The organism is Ruegeria sp. D1(2025) (genome assembly GCF_056536425.1).
Window position 1 is genome coordinate 33,341 of the sequence record NZ_JBQFPO010000015.1, and the last position, 20,111, is coordinate 53,451.

Here is a 20,111-nt window from a genome sequence, read left to right on the forward strand (position 1 = left end):
GAATAATATCAACAGGGAGAAACCTATGAAACTCAAAGCACTTCTGACCGCGGCCTCTGCCGTGGCCGTTTTGACAGCAGGCGCCGCTGCGGCTGAACAGGTCAAGATCGGCATCGCAGCCGAGCCTTATCCTCCGTTTGCCTCGCCCGACAGCTCGGGCAATTGGGTCGGCTGGGAGATTGAGGTGATCGGTGCCGTCTGCGCTGCGGCGGAACTGGACTGCGTGATCACGCCTGTTGCGTGGGATGGCATCATCCCGTCGCTGACCGGCCAGCAGATCGACGCCATCATGGCTTCGATGTCGATCACCGAAGAGCGCCTTAAAACCATCGATTTCAGCGACCCCTACTACAACACCCCGGCGGTGATCGTGGCGGACAAGTCGATGGACATTGAACCGACCCCAGAGTCGCTGGCGGGCAAGATTGTCGGCATCCAGGCCTCGACCATTCACCAGGCTTACGCGCAGGAATACTTCAAGGACGCAGAGCTGAAGGTCTACCAAACGCAGGACGAGGCAAATCAGGACCTGTTCGCGGGCCGCATCGACGCGACCCAGGCGGACAGCATTGCCATGGCCGACTTCGTGAACTCGGACAATGGCAGCTGCTGCGAGATCAAGGGTGCCGTTGCGGATGACCCGGCGATCCTGGGCCGCGGCGTTGGTGCCGGTGTGCGCAAAGGCGACACCGAGCTTCTGGAGGCGCTCAACAAAGGGATCGCGGCGATCCTGGCAGATGGAACCCACGAGAAAATCACCGCGGGCTATTTCACGACCAGCATCTACTAAGGCGCTGCTGTGACCGGACTGTTTGAGACACTGGGCCTCGGCGCCAGCGCCGAGTTGCTGTCGCTGTCAAGCTGGGGAGGCAACCTGCTGCGCGGGCTTGCCAATTCGCTGCAGATCGCCTTCGGCGCATTTGGGATGGGGCTGGTAATCGGGCTGTTCGGAGCCTATGGAAAGCTATACGGCGGGAAGGTCACACGCGATCTTCTCGCTATCTACACGACTGTGATCCGGGCGGTACCTGAGCTGGTGCTGATCCTGATCCTCTATTACGTCGGCAGTGATATCATCAACAAGATTTCTGAGGCGGTCGGCGGAGGCCGGGTTGAAATCAACGGTATCGCGGCAGGCATCTGGGTGTTGGGCGTGGTGCAGGGGGCCTATGCCACCGAAGTTCTGCGCGGTGCCATCAAGGCTGTTCCGGTGGGGCAGATCGAAGCGGCAAAGTCTTACGGAATGCCAGCTTTCATGATCATGCGTCGGGTAACGATACCCGCGATGATGGGGTTTGCGGTGCCGGGGCTTGCCAATTTGTGGCTCATCGCGACCAAGGACACGGCGTTGCTGGCCGTTGTCGGATTTAGTGAATTGACCCTGGAAACAAGGCAGGCGGCAAGCAGCACCCGGGCCTATTTCACTTTCTTTCTGGCGGCGGGCTTCCTCTATCTTATGGTGACCCTGTTTTCGGGTGTGGTTTTTGCCCGAATTGAGAAATGGGCACGGCGCGGTCAACCTTCGCTGAAAGGGGACGCCGCATGACAACATTCAAAGCCCTGATGCAACCGCACCGCATCGTTATGATGCTTCTGTTTGCGGCATTGGTGATCTGGTGCGCGTTATCGCTGCGCTGGGACTGGATCCCAAAATATGCGCCCTTGGCACTGCAAGGTCTTTGGACCACGGTTTGGCTTCTGGTTGTTACAACTGTTCTGGGCTTTCTTTTGGCTGTGCCGCTTGGATTGGCGCAGGCGGTCGGGCCTTGGTATCTGGCCACTCCAGCTCGGGTATTCTGCACCATAATTCGCGGCACGCCGCTGCTGCTGCAGATTTGGTTGCTGTATTATGGGCTGGGCTCTCTGTTTCCCCAGTTTCCCTGGATCCGCGCATCGGAACTATGGCCGTACCTGCGCCAGGCGTGGCCCTATGCAGTGCTCGCGCTGACCTTGTCATTCGCGGGCTATGAGGGCGAAGTAATGCGCGGCGCGTTTTCCGGGGTGGCGAAAGGGCAGCTTGAGGCCGCAAAGTCATTTGGCATGCCACGTTTCACCATGTTCCGCCGGATCTGGTTGCCGCAGGCAGTCCGCAACGTGCTGCCGACTTTGGGTGGCGAAACAATTTTGCAACTCAAGGCAACCCCGCTGGTGGCGACCATAACAGTGGTCGAGATCTATGCAGTTTCTTCCCGGGTTCGGGCAGACACCTTTATCGTCTACGAACCACTGCTGCTGCTTGCGCTCGTTTATATGGCGATTGCGGGCCTGATTGCTCTGGCATTCCGGCGGTTCGAAGGGGTTTGAATCGCTTTGACGCTTTTCAGATAAACTCGACTTTAGGTTAGGTAAGTGTTTTGCCTGCTTCAGTTTTCTTGCCAAGACTTTTCCGTCAAAGATCTGCCAAAGAAAACAACCGCTCACCTCCAGGCAGCTGGAAAGAACCGAAGAATGGTCAACTCTTTGAAGAATGACGGTTGCTGACCCGGCGGCAACACGACATTCGAGTGAGCGTTTGGACGCAGAGCGTATCAGGGGCTTTTGTGGTTCGCGACCATTGCCGTATTGACGCAACAGCCATGGCAAATTTTCTGGATTTCAGGGTCCCACATGGAACATTACGTGGCATCTGCGCTAAAGTAAGGTGTTAATTCAGTTGCTATGGATATGATCAAAATGACTATTCGCACCCAAGCCGTCGCCCTTGTCCTTGCTGCGACGTACCCGGCAGCTTCAATGGCGAGTGATACTGAAGTTTCCCGTGTCATGGCACCGTTCCAAAAGCCGGCTGTACTCTCTGCATCCGGCGTCGACTGGACAGGTTTTTCCGTTGGTTTGGAACTTGGTTATGCCCCCGACGTGGAAGGCTCCAGCGGCCCGATCTACGGCGCGAAATTCGGCTGGGACTACGATTTCGGCAAGGTCATAATCGGGTATTTTCTGCAATACACCCGGACGAATCTGGACATTGACCCTGGTTTCGAACTGGGTTCATACAAGCGTTTTGGCGCGCGCGGCGGCATCGACAGCGGGTTGAACATGTACTACGCCAGCGCCGGTTATGCTGAACTCGACACGCACGCCAGCGGCGATATTAATCCTGGCGAAGGCGATGGTTATTTCGTGTCTCTTGGTTATGAACGTTTCATCCGCGAGGAGATCACGCTTGGCGCCGAGTTGGTCTATTCTGAGTACTCGGATTTTGAACGTGACTTTAAAGACTTGGGTGTAACCACACTTTCGTTTTCCTTGAACTACAGGTTCTGAATCGGAGCGGGCCACTGGCCCGTATTCGATCATGCGGCCCGGGCAGCGCGGCAAGGGCGTCGCGTGGATTTCCCATTTGTTAGGCGCGGCACATGGTATCTGCATGATACCGATATGCTTTTCTTGCCACCCGTCGGAGTGTACCATTGGTCTTGCGCATGTTGCGCGAGTCCTTCGGAGCACTTGCGCCCCACGCGTTGTCTGCAAGGAGGCGTAGCAATTCGGTGCCAATCTATCCCACGCTAAAGACCGTATTCATTCATATTCCAAAAACTGCGGGATCGACGGTTTCAACAATTTTGCGCCGCCCGAACCTTTTGAATTTTACGAAACATGATCCTTCTCCTTCGATCGATAAGCACTCGTCATTATTTGTGCATCTCGAGCAATTGGGGCCGGAGGCGGCAGACTATTTCAAGTTCAGTTTTGTTCGGAATCCTTGGGACAGGTTGGTCTCGGCCTATCACTATATCATCGCGCGGCGTCAGGAACTGGAACTGGTGGCCAATCACCCCGATTTCGAGAGCTTCCTGTCTTCATTCACGGAAGAACCTTCAAAGTACCTCGACATACCCTATTTCAAACCTCAATCCAGTTTTCTCGTAAATGACGACGGTGAAATGCCGTTGGATTTCCTGGGCCGCTTCGAAACCCTCGATAAAGACCTAAAAGTCGTGCTTCGGGAAATCGGCAGCAGGCGTATGTTCTTCAAGCATCGAAAGAAATCGAAAAGGCGGGATTACCGGGAATACTATTCCGATGAAAGCAGTAAAGCGGTTGGTGAGGTTTACATCCGCGACATTGAGTATTTCGGGTATGATTTCAACGACGGCCTGGTTCGCAAGAAGAACTTCTCTCTCCGAAAGTTGTAGCCCCAAGGGGTGACTGAAGGTAAAATAGAATTGGTTTCTACCCGGGCATTGAGTTCGCGCAAAGCGCACGAATCCTCCGATTCGATGCCTTAATTTAGGCAGGTTCAAACCCGACCGTAGTCAACCCGATCAAACAAATGGTTCGGGAGAGCTTGCGTCTGGAACCCGCCGTCATGGGAGCGCCACGAGATCAAGATGGGTCCAAACTGGTGCCATCAATTCGCTACACCCTGGAATTTGGTTGGCTTCAAACGATACCCTGCAAATCACCTTTGAAACAAATCCTTGCGCAACGTCGTAAGGGCTTCGGCGTCGATCTTGGCGTGAATAACAGTTGTTGCCCCGCTGGAAAATTCGCTGGTCAGGGCTGGCCCCAGATCCTCCGGCGACTCTATCCAGATTCCTTTGCCGCCACACAACTCAGCGAACCGGTCGAACCGGGGCGAGGCGATTTCGGCACCAAGCAGACGGCCTTCGAAAAACTCCTGTTGATAAGCTTTTTCCGCTCCCCATGCCTCGTTATCCAGGACCACGATCACTATCGGCAATCCATATGAGATTGCTGTCTGAATTTCAATCATCGTGTATCCGATCGCGCCGTCGCCCATGATTGCCACGACCGGTCGATCCGGGGCGGCGGCCTTGGCGCCAATAGCCGCCGGAAGACCAAAACCGACCAATCCGAAGTCCAGCGGTGTGATCAGGGACCTGGGTGCATAGTGGGCTAGCCGGTCTGCTGCCTGAAGACACGTGTTGCCGGTATCCAGCGTTACAATTGCATTCTCGGGCAGTACTTTCCGAATTTCCGCCAAGGCGCGTCTGGGGTGCATAGGCCGCGTGGCGATCCTGGCCTCTTCGTCACGTTCGGCACGCAAGGTTTTCATGTCGTCTTGAAAAGAAATACGCCATGGATCAGCGGCGGGCTTTGAACATTTTTCGGTCAATGCGACGGCCGTTTGGCAGGCGTCTGCCTGAACTGCGATCTCAGCCGGAAAATAGCGACCAACGGCGGACCCTTCGATATCCACTTGGGCAATTCGGGTATCGGCTCCGACATAGTCATTGCTGTGAAAGGTCGAGTTGAACCCCAACCGCGCGCCCAGAACGACCATAACGTCTGCCTCTTTGGTCAGGCGCGAGGCGACGCGATTGCCACGTGGCCCCGCCTGTCCGGCGAACCAGGGATGACCATGCCGCATGACATCCGCATGACCCGTGGACGCGACCACCGGAACCTCGAGCGTTTCGGCAAGCCTTGTCAGCGTGTCGCACCCGGCACTCCACTTAAAACCGGCACCTGCGAAAATCACCGGGCGCTTTGCGCCGGACAGCAATCTGGCAATCGCGGTCACATCCTCGGGTGCAGGCGGGCCGGGGCGGGCTATTTTGACGGGCTCCGTCGCAATGGGCGGAACCTGGGCCGCGAAAAGATCGCGTGGGACATGCAATACCACCGGCCCGCGTCTACCCGAACTTGAAAGGCGGATCGCATCTTCGAGCATTGGCGCCAGTCGGCTGGGATCGGTCACCAACACCGAACGCTTGCAGATCGGAGCAAACAATGCGACCTGGTCGACTTCCTGAAACGTATCCTTGGCCTGATCGGACCGGCTGATCGCCCCCGCTATGACGACAAGCGGTGAATAGGCCAGATGAGCTTCGGCTACGGCAGTTACAATATTGACCACGCCGGGGCCGGCCTGCGCGCCGAGGACGACCCCGGGTTTGCCCGTCATGCGCGCCCAGGCATCCGCCATGTGCCCAGCTGCGCGTTCATCGCGGGCGCCGATATAGGCGATATCGCCGCCGCGATACATTGCGTCGTAAAGTTCCAGCATCGAGCCGCCAAGTAATCCGAATACCGTGTCGATCCGGTTGGCCTTCAAAACGCGATAGACGGCCTCACCGCCATTGATCGTGGTCATCATTTACTCCTCGGATCGGGGGCGCAGGTTCTTTGGGTCGAAAAGGGCTTCGTCATGGACTGTAACAGGTATGTCCTGGTTCAGAATTTGCACCGAAAGCCCAGTTCGCGCCGTACCCCTGCGCACGAATAACCAGCCCAGAGATCTACCGATCGTGTAACCATATCCACCCGACGTTGTCAGTCCGACAACAACGCTGTTATGCAGGACGGGTTCTCCGCCATGAATGTCGATACGATCTGCGTGGAGTTCGCAATAAAGCAGTTCCCATTCCGGTACGTGGGCCAATAAGGCATTCCGCCCAATGAAATCGCGCCTTTCTGCACGAACGAAACGGTCCAAACCGACATCCAGCGGACCGACATCGGTGGTCAGTTCGCCCGAAGCGCGATAGGCCTTCTCCATTCGCATGCCGTTGAACGCGTAACTGCCAAGATCAATCAGGCCGTGCCCGGCACCTGCCGCGTGGAGCGCATCATAGATCTCCGCGATCCGGTGGAGTGGCGCGTGAATCTCCCAACCCAACTCTCCAACAAAAGATACTCGCAAGGCATAGACCGGCACATCCGCCACGGTGATTTCCTGCCCCGACAACCAGGGGAAGGCGGCATTCGACAGATCCGCGTCGGTAAGTTCACGCAGGATTTTGCGCGAGTTCGGACCGGACAGGGCCAGCATCCCCCAGTCCGAAGTTCGGTTGATTATCCGCACGTCCTCGCCTGGCCGAATGTGTGATCGGATCCAATCAAAGTCCGGTTTGGCGCGGGCTATTGCGGAGCCTGTGAAATACCGATCCCTGGCAATGCGCCAGATCGTCATCTCGGTTTCGAACCGTCCATTGGGCGTTAACAGGTGGTTCAGGCTTATGCCTCCGTCGCGGGAGGGGATTGTGTTTGCAGACAACCTGTCCAGCAGATTGCAGGCATCCGGGCCGGTAATTTCGAACTGAGCAAATGCGCATAGATCAATTACGCCAGCAGACGCACGGGTTACTTGCGCCTCGGCCATCGCGTTGGTGTGCCATGGCTGGTGCCCCCAGCCTATCTGCTCGACTTCACCCGGCATACCAAAATACCGTGGGCGTTCCCACCCTGCGATCTCGCCGAAAACCGCGCCTTTGGCGGCCAACCGATCATACAGCGGATGTCGCTTGATCGGGCGAAGGGACGTGAACTGCTTGCCAGGGCAGGGCGTGTCATGGCGGCGCATGAATTCATCTTTGGTGCGTTCGACGATAAAGGTGTCACTGGCAAAATCGCCGTAACGGCGCGGGTCCATCGACCTTGTGTTGATCTGCGTTTCGCCGTGAACCATCCAGTCGGCCAGCACCTTGCCCGCACCGCCGCCCCACGCGAGGCCGATAGACGACCCACAGGACAGCCAGACATTCGGCGCACCCGAGGGCCCAACCAGCATCCCCCCGTCGGGTGTGTGTGTGATTGCACCCCGAACCACTCGCTTGATGCCCAGATCAGCAAGGACAGGCATTTTTTCAAAGGCGATCATCAGGAAGTCGCCAATCGAGTCGTAATCGGCCTCGAACAGTTCATTTTCGGCCTTCCAGGGCGCACCCTGCGGCATTGTCCAGACGGTCGGGCAAACATGGCCTTCGTATATTCCGATCAGGCCGGACTTCTGTTCCTGTCTGATATACCCGCCAAAGGCGTTGTCGCGCATAACCGGCAGTTCCGGGCGGTTTTCGAATTCAGGCACGGTATCAGTGACCAGATAGTGATGCAGGCACGAGACCGAGGGGATTTTCAAACCAAACCACTCTCCAACCTGATTGGCATAGCTGCCTGCGGCGATCACTACGTGTTCGGCCAGTACTTCACCATTTTCCGTGCGCAGCAGCCAAATGTCCCCTCGTCGGCTTGCGCCCAGAACCTGATTGCGGCGGTCAATTTTGGCCCCACGCGTGCGGGATGCCGCCGCCAACGCCTGGGTCACGCCGGACGGGTCGATATGTCCGTCTTCGAACGTCCGGACTGCCGCCTTGACGTTGTCGACCTTGTAAAACGGATTGCCTTTTGCAACCTCATCCGGCCCGACCAGTTCCATCGGCAGATTGAGCATCTTGCCCACACCCATGATGGATTTCATCCAGTCAACCTCATCATCGGTGGTGGCAATGCGAAAACCGCCGACTTCATGCCAACCGATGCTTTGGCCCGTCTCTTTTTCAACCTGCTTGTATGTGGCGATCGAGGTCTTGTTGATCCATCCCGCAATACGGCTGCCGACGGCGTGGGCGATCTGTCCCGCGGCGTGCCAGGTCGAGCCACTTGTCAATTCCGCTTTCTCGAACAGAATCGTATCTGTCCAACCGTTTTTGGCCAGCTGAAACTGCGCAGCGACCCCCATGATACCGCCGCCAATGATGGCGACACGGGTGGTGCGCGTCCCGTCCGTCACGAAAATGCTTCCTTCGCGGGTTTCAAAGTGGCCTGCGCCGAAAACCGCACACAGGCGATTTCGACTTCAACAGGCAGCGTGCCATCCGCAGTCCAGGATTTTTCTTCGAAAGACCGCTGGATATCGTGCACAACTGCCAAGGCCACGGATCGGTTGAACCGATAACTCCAGGCCGACGACGTTATCTGCCCGATGGCGCGCCCGTTCAGATAGATCGGCTCATCGTGGATCGGTATCGCGGCCGGATCATCAAACAGCAGCGAAACGATCCGTTTTTTCGGCTCCAGCTCGAGCAGCGCATTTTCACCCACAAAACCAGAGCCAAAGGCGCAAAAGGCCGCAAGCCCGGCTTCGACGGGTGTGGTGCCGGGGGTCAGTTCGTGGCCAAAGGCCCGAAAGCCGCTTTCAATCCGCAAAGAACCACTAGCAAAGAGACCAGCATGGGTCGCCCCGGCCCTCACCAGCGCCTCATGCGCGGCCATTGCCATTTCTGCTGGGATATAGAGTTCGAACCCTTCTTCGCCGGTAAAGCTCAGGCGGCCGACCCAGCTACGGGCGAGGCCGATTTCAGCGGGCCTGAACTGAAATCTCTTGAGATCGGGCAGGGGAGTGTTTGTGGTCGCTTGAAGAACATCGCAGGCCCTTTGTCCGGCGAGACCCAGGATGGCATATCCGCTTGCTACATCAGTAAACTCAACACGATATACGCCCCGCGTTTCACGCATCCTTTTCAGGTTACGCACAACTTCACTTGCACCCGTGATCATCAGGAAGGTTTGCGGGCCGTGCCGCTGAACCGTCACGTCGCTCTCGATCCCGCCTCGTTTGTTCAGGATTTGCGAGTACACAATCCGACCCTCGGCAACATCTATCTGCGCCGCACACAGCCGGTTCAGAAAGGCGCAGGCATCGGGGCCTTGGATCATGATCTTGCCGAACGCACTCTGGTCCAGAATGGCGGCACCCTCGCGGCAGGCGGCCACTTCGCGGCCGACCTGCTCGCGCCAAGCGGGCACTCCGAAGGTCAGCGGCAAGTGGGCGGCTTCACCGCCGAAATGCACTGCACGTTCCCATCCGCCGCGGGATTCAAATCGTGCCCCTGCGGCCACCAGCCCCTCGTGAACAGGCGAGCGACGCTGCCCCCGCGCAGTCTCCATCGAGCGCCCGGGGTAGGGATTGTCGTAGTGGCGTCCCAGAACTTCGGGAATGCGTGCCTCCAGCGCGCCCAGAACGTTCATCTCCGGGCTAAACCGCCGGATATCGGATTCGCTTAGTTCCATCGTCGGCTCGCCGGCAATGATCCATTCGGCCATTGCCATGCCCGCGCCCCCGGCCAGCGCGATACCGGTGGAGTTCATCCCGCCGATCAGAAACAGTCCAGGAACATCCGAGCTTTCTCCCAACATGAACTGGCCGTCGAGGGTGAAACTCTCAGGACCGTTCAGCAGCATCCGCACTTCGGCACGCTCCAGCGCGGGAATGCGTCGCAGCGCGTTTTCCATCATTGGCATGAAATGATCCCAGTCTTCGTCCAGCAGGTCGAAGCTGAAATCAGCAGGCAGGCGATCCAGTGGCAGGCCCTTGGCATGGGGTTCGAATGAACCCACCAGAAGCCCTTCGACATCGTCGCGGGCGTACAGGAACGCATCCTGATCGTTGAGCGTCGGCAGATGTGCGCCCGGCCCAAGCGCCTGCACTTCGGGCAGCGGCTTGGTCAGCATGTAGAAATGCTCGCAGGCGTAAAGGGGCATGTGCGCGCCGGCCATGGCCGCCACTTCGCGGGACCACAGTCCACATGCGATCACCACCTCCTCAGCTTCGATCAGGTGGTCACTGACTTCGACGGCTGCAATCCGACCGCCTTTTTTTTGCAGACCCGTTACCTTGGTGTCCTCGAATATTTGCACACCGCGCGCCCGGGCCCCTTTCGACAGCGCCAGCGCAACATCGGATGGGTTGACCCTGCCGTCGGCGGGTGACCAGACTGCCCCCAGGACGTCGTCCACTTTGATCAGAGGCCATAGGTTGTGCGCGCGGGCCGCATCGACCACTTCGGCCTCAAGCCCGAACGCACGGCCCAGCGAAACCTGACGTTTGATGTTGGTCAGGCGATCACCGTTCGTGGCCAGCGTAAGCGACCCGGTTTGAACCCAGCCCGTCGCTTGCCCGGTCTCACGTTCGAGTGCGCCATATAGGTCAATCGAATAGTTGATCAGCTTTGTCAGAGTGGCCGACGGGCGCAAGCGACGCACCAGACCCGCCGCATGCCATGTGGTGCCCGAGGTCAGTTTGGAACGTTCGAGCACGATGATGTCTTTGCGACCCTCACGGGCCAGATGGTAGGCGACCGAGCACCCGATCACGCCGCCGCCTATCACGATGGTGCGGGCATGGTGGGGCAGAGTCATGCAGTAGCCCCATGGATTGTTCTTGTTTCGAGCGCGCTGAAAGCGCCGGCGGTACGATCGGTCATGGCTCTCTCCCGATCCGGCGGCGGCTCAGTCGAATGTCGAATTGCTGTCGCACATCGCGATCGACCGTATCCGGAATGTGTGAGGGGAAATGACTTGCAAGCAACTCACGCGCCTTGGCTTTCGCAACTTCACCGACTGGACGCGCGCCGTCTTCCTGCCAGTCAACCGGTGTGCGCCTGTCGCCAACATGAGGATAGAAATAGTCCGATTTCATTCGGTCGTAGGTATGAACCTCACCCAGGTAGTGACCCGGACCCCGACACACATCGGCGATCACCTGCGCTGCAATGTTGTCGGTCGTAACTTCGATCCCACGGATTGTTCGAAGCACATTGCCCAAAAGGTCGTTGTCGCTGACATAGCCTTCCAATGAAACGCCCAGAAGACTGGCATGACTGCCAGCGGCCTGCGTGACAATGTTCGATCCCGCATGTGCCGCCATGGCGACTGCCAGGCATTTCTCAGCCCCGTATTGGGAATCCAGTGTCTTGGCGTCGGTAATCCCGGCTATGGACGAAGTCGGCAAGTTGAAATGCCGCCCCATCTGCGCCGCACCGGCCATCAGGATCGCCTGTTCCCCTCCGCCACCAGACATCGACCCGGTGCGCAGGTCGGCGACCAAAGGTTTGGGTGCAAAAATCGCGCGAACCTGCGGATCGACGAGGCGGGCAAAAACCAATCCGGCGAGCGTTTCAGCCACGGCCTGTACAAGTGACCCGGCCAAGGTGGCCGGGCTTGTGGCCCCGGCCTGTCCCGCGCTGATCAATTGTACCGGAAAACCCGCAAGAATAGCGGCCTCGAGCACTTCACAAGCCTCTTCTGCGAAGCGCATGGGCGGCACAACATGACAGACCATGACAGTCAGGAACGGTCGCGCGCGAAAGGCGGCTTCGTCACCTGCGATCCTGTAACAAAGGCGGGCAATGGCCGGGACGTTTTCGGGTTCGGTAATCGAGACGGAAACATGCTTGGACGTGCCCATCAGGCAGGCATAGGCAGTGTTGAGGTCCATTGCCGCAGCAGGGTCAACGTCGCGCGCAACGACCGGACGGCTGAAATGATGGATGTTCTCCATCCTGTCGACCAGTCGGGCGGCATCATACAGGTCGGCCAGGGTTGAAGGGCGGTAGTGGCCCGTATCGATGTCGAAGACACCCGGCGCGGCGCCGCCGGTTGACATATGGACCCGCGTGCCTTCGATCCGCAGATCGTTTTCAGGAACTTGCCCGCAAAGGACGAAATTCCGCCTTGCCTGCTTGATCGACTTGCGCACAAGGGCGCGCGGAAACAACAATCGTCCGTCATCGCCCAGCGTCCCGCCCGCTGCCGTCACCTTGTCGACCATGGATGGGGTCGGCTGACTTAGTCCGAGGGTCTCAAGCAGCAGCAATGCGGCTTCCTCGGTCTGAGCGACTTCATTCGGGGACAGCGGTTTCAGGCACCCGCCAACCACACCCGGCCATACCGCAGGGCTGGCCTCGTCGCTGTTATCTTGTGTCAGACGGTCCTTGCGACCGCGCCGGCGCGTAGACATGGGCCTAATATCATGAGCTCAGCTTCATTCAAAGTCAGCCTACACAGCCATAGGGCTTGTTTACAAAAGCCGTTTTCTCAGCAATTGATGAGTAAAACTTACATTAGGGAAATTCGTGACCGCCTCTCTTCCCGCCCTTCGCGCCTTCGATGCAGCCGCCCGCCAGGGCAGTTTTCGAATTGCGGCCGAGAAATTGTCGGTCACACCCACGGCGATCAGCCATCACATTCGAGGGCTGGAAGAGCAGCTGGGCGTCAAGCTGTTTGAACGGGCCGGGCGCGAGGTCGCGTTGACCGAAGATGGCAGGCGTCTGGCGGCAGCAACGGCTCAGGCATTTGAAATTCTGGATGACGCGGTGCGCTCGGTTCGCCGCAGCTCCCGCAAAGTGGTCCGACTTGCTGCGGGGCCGATTTTCACCGCCCGCTGGCTGATGCCCCGGATCGGTGATTTTTGGGACGACCACCCCGAGATCGAGCTGGAGGTGGTTCCTTCTTATCAACCCGGCACGCTGAACCGGGCAAACATCGACATCGTGATCCGCTGGGAACGAATGGCCGAGATGCCCGAAACCGCGATCAAGCTGATCGAGCTTGCCCCCGTTGCCATAGCGTCGGAGGCATTTGTCCTGAGGCACGGTCCGGTGAATGAGCCCCAAGACCTGTTGCACTGTCCGCTGTTGCATCAAAGGAACCACTGGGGTTGGCTCGACTGGTTCCGGGCGATGAATGTCCCGGTTGATGGCCCTTTGCGTGGTCCGATCTTTGAAGATGCCAATGTTCTGCTGCGGGGTGCCGCAGAAGGGCAGGGCGCGATTGTCGGCTGGCTGCCCTTGATCGATCAGGATCTGGCCGAAGGTCGCGTCGTGCGTCTGTTTGATGAAAAAATAACACCCACTCATGGTTATTTCGTCGAGAGCACAGGACTTGGCCGATCGCGACGCGAGACCCGGGCCGCGATTGAATGGCTGCAGGTTCAAAGCCTGGGCTCGCAGGCTGATCTGCCCTGATCCCGCCAGTTGAGAAGTATCCTTCATGCCAGTGAAGCGTGAAGGGCGAATTTGGTTGAAATTGTTTCGACATCACCCTAATCACGGCCTCACCTCGGGGTGCGCGGAATGCCGCGCTGAGACGCCCATAGCGAACCCGTTGAACCTGAACCGGCTAGAACCGGCGGAGGGAAAGGTGACGGTTTCATCCATCCTTGCCCTCTCGCCGCAATGGAGGATGACATGAAACATCTGCTGATTGCTGCGGGAATTCTGAGCGCGACTTCGGCTATCGCCGCCGACAAACCTCAGCTGACCGTTTATACTTATGACAGCTTCGTCTCGGATTGGGGTCCGGGTCCGCAGGTCAAGGAAGCATTCGAAGCGGTCTGCGACTGCGAACTGAACCTTGTTGGTGTGGAAGACGGTGCCGCCCTGCTGTCGCGCATCCGTCTGGAAGGCGAAAACTCGGATGCAGACGTCGTCTTGGGTCTGGACACCAACCTGATTGCAGCAGCAAAGGAAACCGGCCTGTTTGCGCCCAGTTCGGTCAGCGCCAAATACACTTTGCCCGTAGAATGGAACGATGACGTATTTGCGCCTTACGACTGGGGGTATTTCGCGTTTGTCCATAATGCCGACGCAGCAGCACCGGCCAATTTCCGTGAGCTGGCCGACGGTGATACCAAAATCATCATTCAGGATCCGCGTTCATCCACGCCAGGGCTAGGCCTGTTGCTGTGGGTCAAAGCCGCCTATGGCGACGAAGCCCCCGAAATCTGGGCAGGACTGGCCGATAATATCGTGACCGTCACCAAGGGCTGGTCCGAGGCGTATGGACTGTTTCTTGAGGGTGAGGCTGACATGGTTCTCAGTTACACCACATCACCTGCCTATCACCTGATCGCTGAAGAAGATGCAAGCAAGGCGGCGGCGGCATTTGACGAAGGTCACTATATGCAGGTCGAAGTAGCCGGGAAACTGGCCGGAACCGATCAGCCTGAACTGGCGGACCAGTTTTTACAGTTCATGGTTTCGGATGCCTTCCAGCAGATCATCCCGACAACAAACTGGATGTATCCGGCGGTAACGCCTGCGGCGGGCCTGCCCGAAGGGTTTGATACACTGACCGTACCGGAAAAATCTTTGCTGCTGGATTCTGATCAGGCGGCAGCCGTGCGGGATGAGGCGTTGGCGGAATGGCTGGGCGCGCTCAGCCAGTAAATCCGACGCCGGGTATTGGCGCGGCGATACTGATTGCCGTGCTTATTCTTGGTACGCTCGCCGCAGTTGCCCTGCGCGCCGACTCCGCAAGTGGGTTCGGACCGGCCGATTGGTCAGCCCTTCGGTTCACACTGGTTCAGGCGGTGTTGTCCGCCATTTTCAGTGCAGGGCTTGCCGTTCCTGTCGCCCGCGCGCTGGCCCGGCGGCGTTTTCGCGGGCGGGCGGTTCTGATCGCGCTGCTGGGGGCGCCGTTCATTTTGCCGGTCATTGTCGCCATCATCGGCTTGCTGCAGGTTTTCGGCCGAGCGGGCTGGATTTCAGACGTTCTAGCGGTTTTTGGGCTACCGCCGATCCGTATCTACGGGCTGCATGGCGTGGTTCTGGCGCATGTCTTTTTCAATCTCCCCTTGGCCACGCGTCTGATCTTGCAGGGGTGGCAGGAGATCCCGTCCGAAAGGTTTCGATTGGCCGCCCAGTTGGGTTGCAACGGATGGGCCATGTTCCGGCTGATCGAAATGCCTATGCTGGCACGTATCCTGCCCGGTATTCTGGCCGTTGTTTTTGCCATTTGCCTGACCAGTTTTGCAGTTGCCCTGACTTTGGGTGGTGGACCACGCGCGACCACGATAGAACTCGCGATTTACCAGGCCTTTACCTATGATTTCAACTTGGGTCGCGCCGCGCTTCTGTCCGGAGTGCAACTGGTTCTGACCGCGGTGGCGGCCCTGGCAGCGCTCAGGTTCTCCAGGGGTGACGGGTTTGGTGCCGGGCTGGATCGTTCGATCCGACGCTGGGATGAAGGGACGCGGGTGTTTGATGCCTTCTGGATCAGCGCAGCGGCTGCCTTTCTCCTGCTGCCGTTGACCTCGGTCGTGATCTCCGGACTTTCGGGAGTGTTCGAGATGCCGGCGCAGGTGTACCGGGCGGCCTTGATATCCGTTTTGGTCGCGGCAGCCAGCACCGTCGTTCTGCTGCTTCTGGCCTTGCCGATGGCGATGACGGTTGCAACCGGGCGATACGGGATCGTCGAACTCTGCGGTGTTCTTGGATTGGCAGCGTCACCTCTGGTCGTCGGCACCGGGCTGTTCATCCTGATCCGCCCACTTGCCAACCCTACTGTTCTGGCCCTGCCTGTAACGGCTCTGGTGAATGCCGTCATGGCGTTGCCCTTTGCCCTGAGGATACTTGTTCCATCGACGCGCGAGGTTGTTGCTCAATACGGTCGTCTGGCACTGTCACTGGATATGAGCAGATGGAGTTTTGTGACACGCATTCTGCTGCCCCGCCTGCGACCGCAAATCGGATTTGCCGCGGGTCTGGCGGCGGCACTGTCCATGGGGGATTTGGGGGTCATCGCGCTATTTGCCGATGCACAAATTGCCACGCTTCCGCTTCAGATTTACCGGCTGATGGGAGCCTATCAGATGGAGGCAGCGGCCGGTGGCGCCCTGTTGCTGCTGGCGCTTTCGATGGGGGCATTCTGGCTTTTGGATCGAGGAGGGCGCTGGCATGCTGAAGCTTGATGGCTGTGCGATTTCAAATGGCGATTTCGTATTACGCGCGACCCTGCAAATCGAATCCGGATCACGGGTTGCGATCATTGGTCCTTCCGGTGCGGGAAAGTCGACCCTTTTAGAGGCGATTGCTGGGTTTCGCGATCTGGCCGCGGGGCAAATTTACTGGCGCGGCAGCGATATTACCGGATTACCGCCGGGGCAGCGCCCGCTGGCGATGCTGTTTCAGGATGGGAACCTGTTTCCTCATCTGACCGCTGGCCAGAACATCGCCCTGGGTTTGCATCCGAACGGCCGGTTGTCAGCCGATCAGCAGGCACAGGTGCATTCCGCGCTGGATCGTGTTGGTTTGCCCGATATGGCGGACCGGCGACCGGCACAATTGTCGGGCGGTCAACAAAGCCGTGTTGCCCTTGCCCGCGTGCTGGTACAACAGCGGCCTTTGCTGTTGCTGGACGAGCCGTTTGCCGCTCTGGGACCGGCGCTCAAGGCGGAAATGCTGGATCTTGTCTCTGCCCTGACGACCGAGGCCGGAACGACAATGATGATGGTCAGCCATGATCCACAGGATGCAAGACGGATCGCAAGTCATTCGGTTCTGGTGGCGGATGGGCTGGCGCACCCGGTCACCGAGACATCCACACTTTTTGATAACCCGCCGCCTGCGCTGCGAGACTATCTTGGGTGACACGTCCGCCGTCAGTTGGCCCCGGCGACCAGATTCCACAGGAACAGATCCAAGGAGCGTGAAATCTTGTTGCGGTCAAAATTATCCGAAAAACTTCGCACAAGGATTGAATCGTGACCCTTGTGAATCTCGATCGTGAGCTGCTGAAGAAACGCCAAGGCGAGTTGGTCCGAACTGTTCATCTGATCTGACAAGTGGACGAAAATGCCATAGCGCTCTTCAGAATAGACCTGAGCGTCCGCGCGGGCCTGACAATCCGGGTTTCTTTCAATGTAGGACTTCAATGCCAGCGTCACGATCTCAAGATCGCCAACCGAGTAATAGATTTGCCCGTCGCACAGCGCTTGCGCCAGTTTTTCATGGTTTGGGTAACTGCGGACAACATAGGCAGCGTCAGGATCTGTATCGGCCGCATCGGCGCTGACATATTTAGCAAGCGAACCCACATCCCACGTCAACCCAGCCACGGCATCCGGGCAATCGGTCAGGCGTTTTTTCTCATCGTCGCTGAGAACAACCTTGTCTACATCCGGATGCATTCTGACGATTTCCGAGAATGTCTCGCCGAAACCGTATTTTTCTGCAATCAGCCTAATAGAACGCGGTGCCGTGGTGCCTTCCACGATCCCTGCGACCGGGCCGATACAGGGCCAGTGACCAGCCCACTGGTCACGCGTCGTCTCCGCCCTTCCGACACCAGACAGATAGACCGGCGGGGAAACAAGCACGCCGGGATAGGACAAACGCTCTTGGGTAATGGTGGCCGGATCGCAGAGAATGTTGATTTTGCCGCTTTGTAGGTCGGTGAACCGGTCCCGCGCCTCGACAGCCTTCCATTCAACGGTGAAATCGCGGGACTTCTGCAGTTCTTCAAGAACCGTGGCGCAGATATTGACCATGTAGCCGGTGAACACCTCACCCGACGCAAGAGGCGGCGTATCGCTGGTCAAACGTCCTTCGCGATCACGCACCGCGAGATACGAAAAAGGCGGGGCGTCCGTTCGCACGCCAACGATCAGGTCCGCTTCGGCCGTGACAGAAGAGGCAGTGCCTTGCCAGGCCAAAGCCGCCAAGGCGAACGCCAAAACAGCAGGGCGTGTCATGAGCGACCATCCGATCTCTGGGGCTCGCGGATGCGGGTGCCGACAACTGACAGGATTTTCTTCATCGACCCGGTTTCAGCCAGTTCGGCGGCGATTGCGTAAAAGACCAGGAAAATGGAATAGGGAAGCGTTACCATGATTGCGATGTCCAGCAGGCCAAGGCCCGTCGCCGGGGGGACTATATTGAACAGGCTTGCGGCCAGATTTGCCACCATCAGAAGGAATGCCGATACCAACAGGGCGATACCAACCGTCACGAACCAGCGCATCCGGTCATGCTGATCCGCAACGAACAACAGGGCGCAGGCCGTCACGTAAGACAGCAAAAAGATACGCGGCAACTGTTCGATTTCATCCTTCAGAAAATTCAGGCCTGTTGTGATCATTGCGCTGCCGTCACCGTCCAGCGCGTGTCGAACGACACCATCCGCGCCGATGCAGGTTATCGCACCATAGAGAACCGTGGCCAGGAAGGCGGGCCAGAAAGCAAGCTTGGCATAATCCCAGAACGGAATCTGTATATCGTCACTGCGGGGCCAGCTGCCCTGATCCATCCTGAGATGCCGCAGCAGTATGGTAAGAAACGCCAGCAGGATAAGTGACGGGATCAGGGGGATCAGCATGGCGGCGCAGATTTCGCGCAATTCGGTCGCATCGTTTACGTTGCTGCTGAACATGGCCACCTGTTCAACCAGGACATAGCTGAAAACCGCCCCGAAAATACTTGCAAGCGTGATGTCGTGCAGGGATTGCGCGGTGTCTTCACCAGTCACTTTTTCGATGATCTGTGCCGTTGGCGTGTTCATCAGCGCTTCGGGCACTTTGCGCGACCTGATCGAATAAAGCGCAAACAGACACTGCATCGAGTCCGCCAGTTTTGCGGTTTCATCCTGCAGGCTTTGCAAGGTGTCTTTTTCCAGCTTGAAGTTGGCAATGCGGCCCAGAATGCTGGCGTACCGTGATCGCAGGTCGTCGATCCGCGCCAGTGGGGTATCTTCATTGAACAATTGCCGGAAGGCCGAGCTTTGCGGCCCGATGATTGGCGGTTGCAGCAAATCGATACAGCGCAACGAGCTTTCGATGCTTTGCACCATTCCATCCATGATCGGGTCAACCTTACTTGCCGCGATCTTCTCACGAAAAGCTTTCCACAGCGGCAGGGTCTCGCCATCCCCATAGCTGCCGTAATTCAGATCTTCGAGAGATTGCAGCACCCGAAAAATGTTTCTGGGTACACCGGCAAAGAAATAGGCGATGGCGCGGATTTTGCGCTCGATAACCTGAAAGGTGGGCGAAGCGGCCCCAAAGGTGATGGCGATGGCCAGCCAAAACGGCAGAGTACGCGGATCAACGGCAGGCCCCGTACCAGCCTCGGGGTTAACGATGGATCGGGCCACAACGTTGGACCCGCCTGTCGCAGCCGTCGCTTCCTTGCTGCCCATCACAAAGGTCGCGATCAGTTCCGGCGACATCAGCATCACGAAGTAGATGCCGACAAAGAACACCATATATATCGCCAGACCTCGGCGGTTTTCGGCCTTGGTGGTCAGTGCCGACATTCGGACGTTTTCAAGCTCTTTACGAGATGCCTGGTTGTTGGATTTCAGATTGTCCACGGCGTCAGAGGTTGTGTATTCCTTGTACGCCTCGAACAGCAGTATCAGCCCACCCAGACCGATGGCCCAAACAGCATAGTTGCCCATGTTTTCGGTTCCCCGACTCTGTTGCGTCAATCAAAGAGTTTCGCGTAACCGCACTACCAGCCGCATTTTTCATATTTGGGATTGCAGGAAGTATTGGCGTAGGCCGCAGACTCTTTGATCACCGCGTTCGCGGCAACCAATATCAAAATGATAACAACAAGATACCGCATCAGTTACTCCACAAAAAACTAAAAAACGGCTGCGCCGATCAAATGTTCATACTAAATATCTAAAAACATAACATAAAACTTGCAATTACGCAACCTGAGGGGGAGCGTTCCGCCCGATTACACCGATGCCGTCTCAAGCCGCTATGGTTGTCCGCGTTCAATGGCACAGGTTGTGGAAGTGCCAAAAAAGCTATCCAGGTAGCCGGGTGGCGAATCCGGCGTGATCCCATATGGCCATAA

Annotated in this window: 15 protein-coding genes and 1 riboswitch; of the genes, 9 read left to right on the top strand and 6 right to left on the bottom strand. The window is 57.8% G+C overall.

Annotated elements, in window-relative coordinates; genetic code table 11:
* The first annotated feature begins 25 nt into the window (after positions 1-25).
* From ACR1XU_RS21310 to ACR1XU_RS21330, 5 genes are all read left to right on the top strand, one after another.
* Complete coding sequence (locus ACR1XU_RS21310) at positions 26-790, top strand: transporter substrate-binding domain-containing protein (protein WP_170678949.1); 765 nt, start codon at positions 26-28, stop codon at positions 788-790.
* A 9-nt stretch (positions 791-799) separates the two neighbouring features.
* Complete coding sequence (locus tag ACR1XU_RS21315; RefSeq protein WP_170617150.1) at positions 800-1,546, top strand: ABC transporter permease subunit; 747 nt, start codon at positions 800-802, stop codon at positions 1,544-1,546.
* The gene (locus ACR1XU_RS21320) at positions 1,543-2,304 is read left to right on the top strand and encodes an ABC transporter permease (protein WP_170617148.1); all 762 of its coding nucleotides are present in this window, start codon (positions 1,543-1,545) and stop codon (positions 2,302-2,304) included. The genes ACR1XU_RS21315 and ACR1XU_RS21320 overlap by 4 nt, the downstream gene beginning before the upstream one ends.
* Positions 2,305-2,673: 369 nt before the next feature.
* Positions 2,674-3,264, top strand: a complete 591-nt coding sequence (locus tag ACR1XU_RS21325; protein ID WP_480908839.1) for a hypothetical protein — start codon at positions 2,674-2,676, stop codon at positions 3,262-3,264.
* Between the two features lie 146 nt (positions 3,265-3,410).
* Complete coding sequence (locus ACR1XU_RS21330; protein WP_480915698.1) at positions 3,411-4,136, top strand: sulfotransferase family 2 domain-containing protein; 726 nt, start codon at positions 3,411-3,413, stop codon at positions 4,134-4,136.
* Positions 4,137-4,402: 266 nt separating this feature from the next.
* Here ACR1XU_RS21330 and ACR1XU_RS21335 read toward each other — a convergent pair whose 3' ends face one another.
* From ACR1XU_RS21335 to ACR1XU_RS21350, 4 genes are all read right to left on the bottom strand, one after another.
* Positions 4,403-6,061 (bottom strand): thiamine pyrophosphate-binding protein, encoded by a 1,659-nt coding sequence (locus ACR1XU_RS21335; RefSeq protein ID WP_480908837.1) that lies wholly within the window; start codon positions 6,059-6,061, stop codon positions 4,403-4,405.
* Between the two features lie 3 nt (positions 6,062-6,064).
* Positions 6,065-8,476, bottom strand: coding sequence for an FAD-dependent oxidoreductase (locus tag ACR1XU_RS21340; RefSeq protein WP_480908836.1), 2,412 nt, complete (start codon positions 8,474-8,476; stop codon positions 6,065-6,067).
* A complete protein-coding gene (locus tag ACR1XU_RS21345) occupies positions 8,473-10,884 on the bottom strand; it encodes a GcvT family protein (RefSeq protein WP_480908835.1) in 2,412 nt (803 codons plus the stop codon). Before ACR1XU_RS21345 ends, ACR1XU_RS21340 begins: the two co-directional genes overlap by 4 nt.
* A 61-nt stretch (positions 10,885-10,945) precedes the next feature.
* Positions 10,946-12,484, bottom strand: coding sequence for a trimethylamine methyltransferase family protein (locus ACR1XU_RS21350; protein WP_480908834.1), 1,539 nt, complete (start codon positions 12,482-12,484; stop codon positions 10,946-10,948).
* Between the two features lie 115 nt (positions 12,485-12,599).
* Here ACR1XU_RS21350 and ACR1XU_RS21355 point away from each other — a divergent pair, with 115 nt between their 5' ends.
* The 4 genes from ACR1XU_RS21355 to ACR1XU_RS21370 all read left to right on the top strand — a co-directional run bounded on the left by ACR1XU_RS21355 (position 12,600) and on the right by ACR1XU_RS21370 (position 16,895).
* Positions 12,600-13,490, top strand: a complete 891-nt coding sequence (locus tag ACR1XU_RS21355) for a LysR family transcriptional regulator (RefSeq protein WP_170824775.1) — start codon at positions 12,600-12,602, stop codon at positions 13,488-13,490.
* Between the two features lie 85 nt (positions 13,491-13,575).
* Positions 13,576-13,680: riboswitch (TPP riboswitch) on the top strand.
* Positions 13,681-13,712: 32 nt separating this feature from the next.
* A complete protein-coding gene (thiB, locus tag ACR1XU_RS21360) occupies positions 13,713-14,693 on the top strand; it encodes a thiamine ABC transporter substrate binding subunit (RefSeq protein WP_480915699.1) in 981 nt (326 codons plus the stop codon).
* Positions 14,669-16,216 (top strand): ABC transporter permease family protein, encoded by a 1,548-nt coding sequence (locus ACR1XU_RS21365; protein WP_480909672.1) that lies wholly within the window; start codon positions 14,669-14,671, stop codon positions 16,214-16,216. Before thiB ends, ACR1XU_RS21365 begins: the two co-directional genes overlap by 25 nt.
* Positions 16,203-16,895: a thiamine ABC transporter ATP-binding protein gene (locus ACR1XU_RS21370; RefSeq protein WP_480915700.1), complete on the top strand. Its 693-nt coding sequence runs from the start codon at positions 16,203-16,205 to the stop codon at positions 16,893-16,895. Before ACR1XU_RS21365 ends, ACR1XU_RS21370 begins: the two co-directional genes overlap by 14 nt.
* 11 nt (positions 16,896-16,906) lie before the next feature.
* On the opposite strand, the gene ACR1XU_RS21375 is transcribed toward ACR1XU_RS21370, so the two are convergent.
* On the bottom strand, positions 16,907-17,998 hold the full coding sequence (locus ACR1XU_RS21375; RefSeq protein WP_480909009.1) for a transporter substrate-binding domain-containing protein: 1,092 nt from the start codon (positions 17,996-17,998) through the stop codon (positions 16,907-16,909).
* Positions 17,995-19,701: a hypothetical protein gene (locus ACR1XU_RS21380; protein WP_480909008.1), complete on the bottom strand. Its 1,707-nt coding sequence runs from the start codon at positions 19,699-19,701 to the stop codon at positions 17,995-17,997. The genes ACR1XU_RS21375 and ACR1XU_RS21380 overlap by 4 nt, the downstream gene beginning before the upstream one ends.
* Between the last annotated feature and the right edge of the window lie 410 nt (positions 19,702-20,111).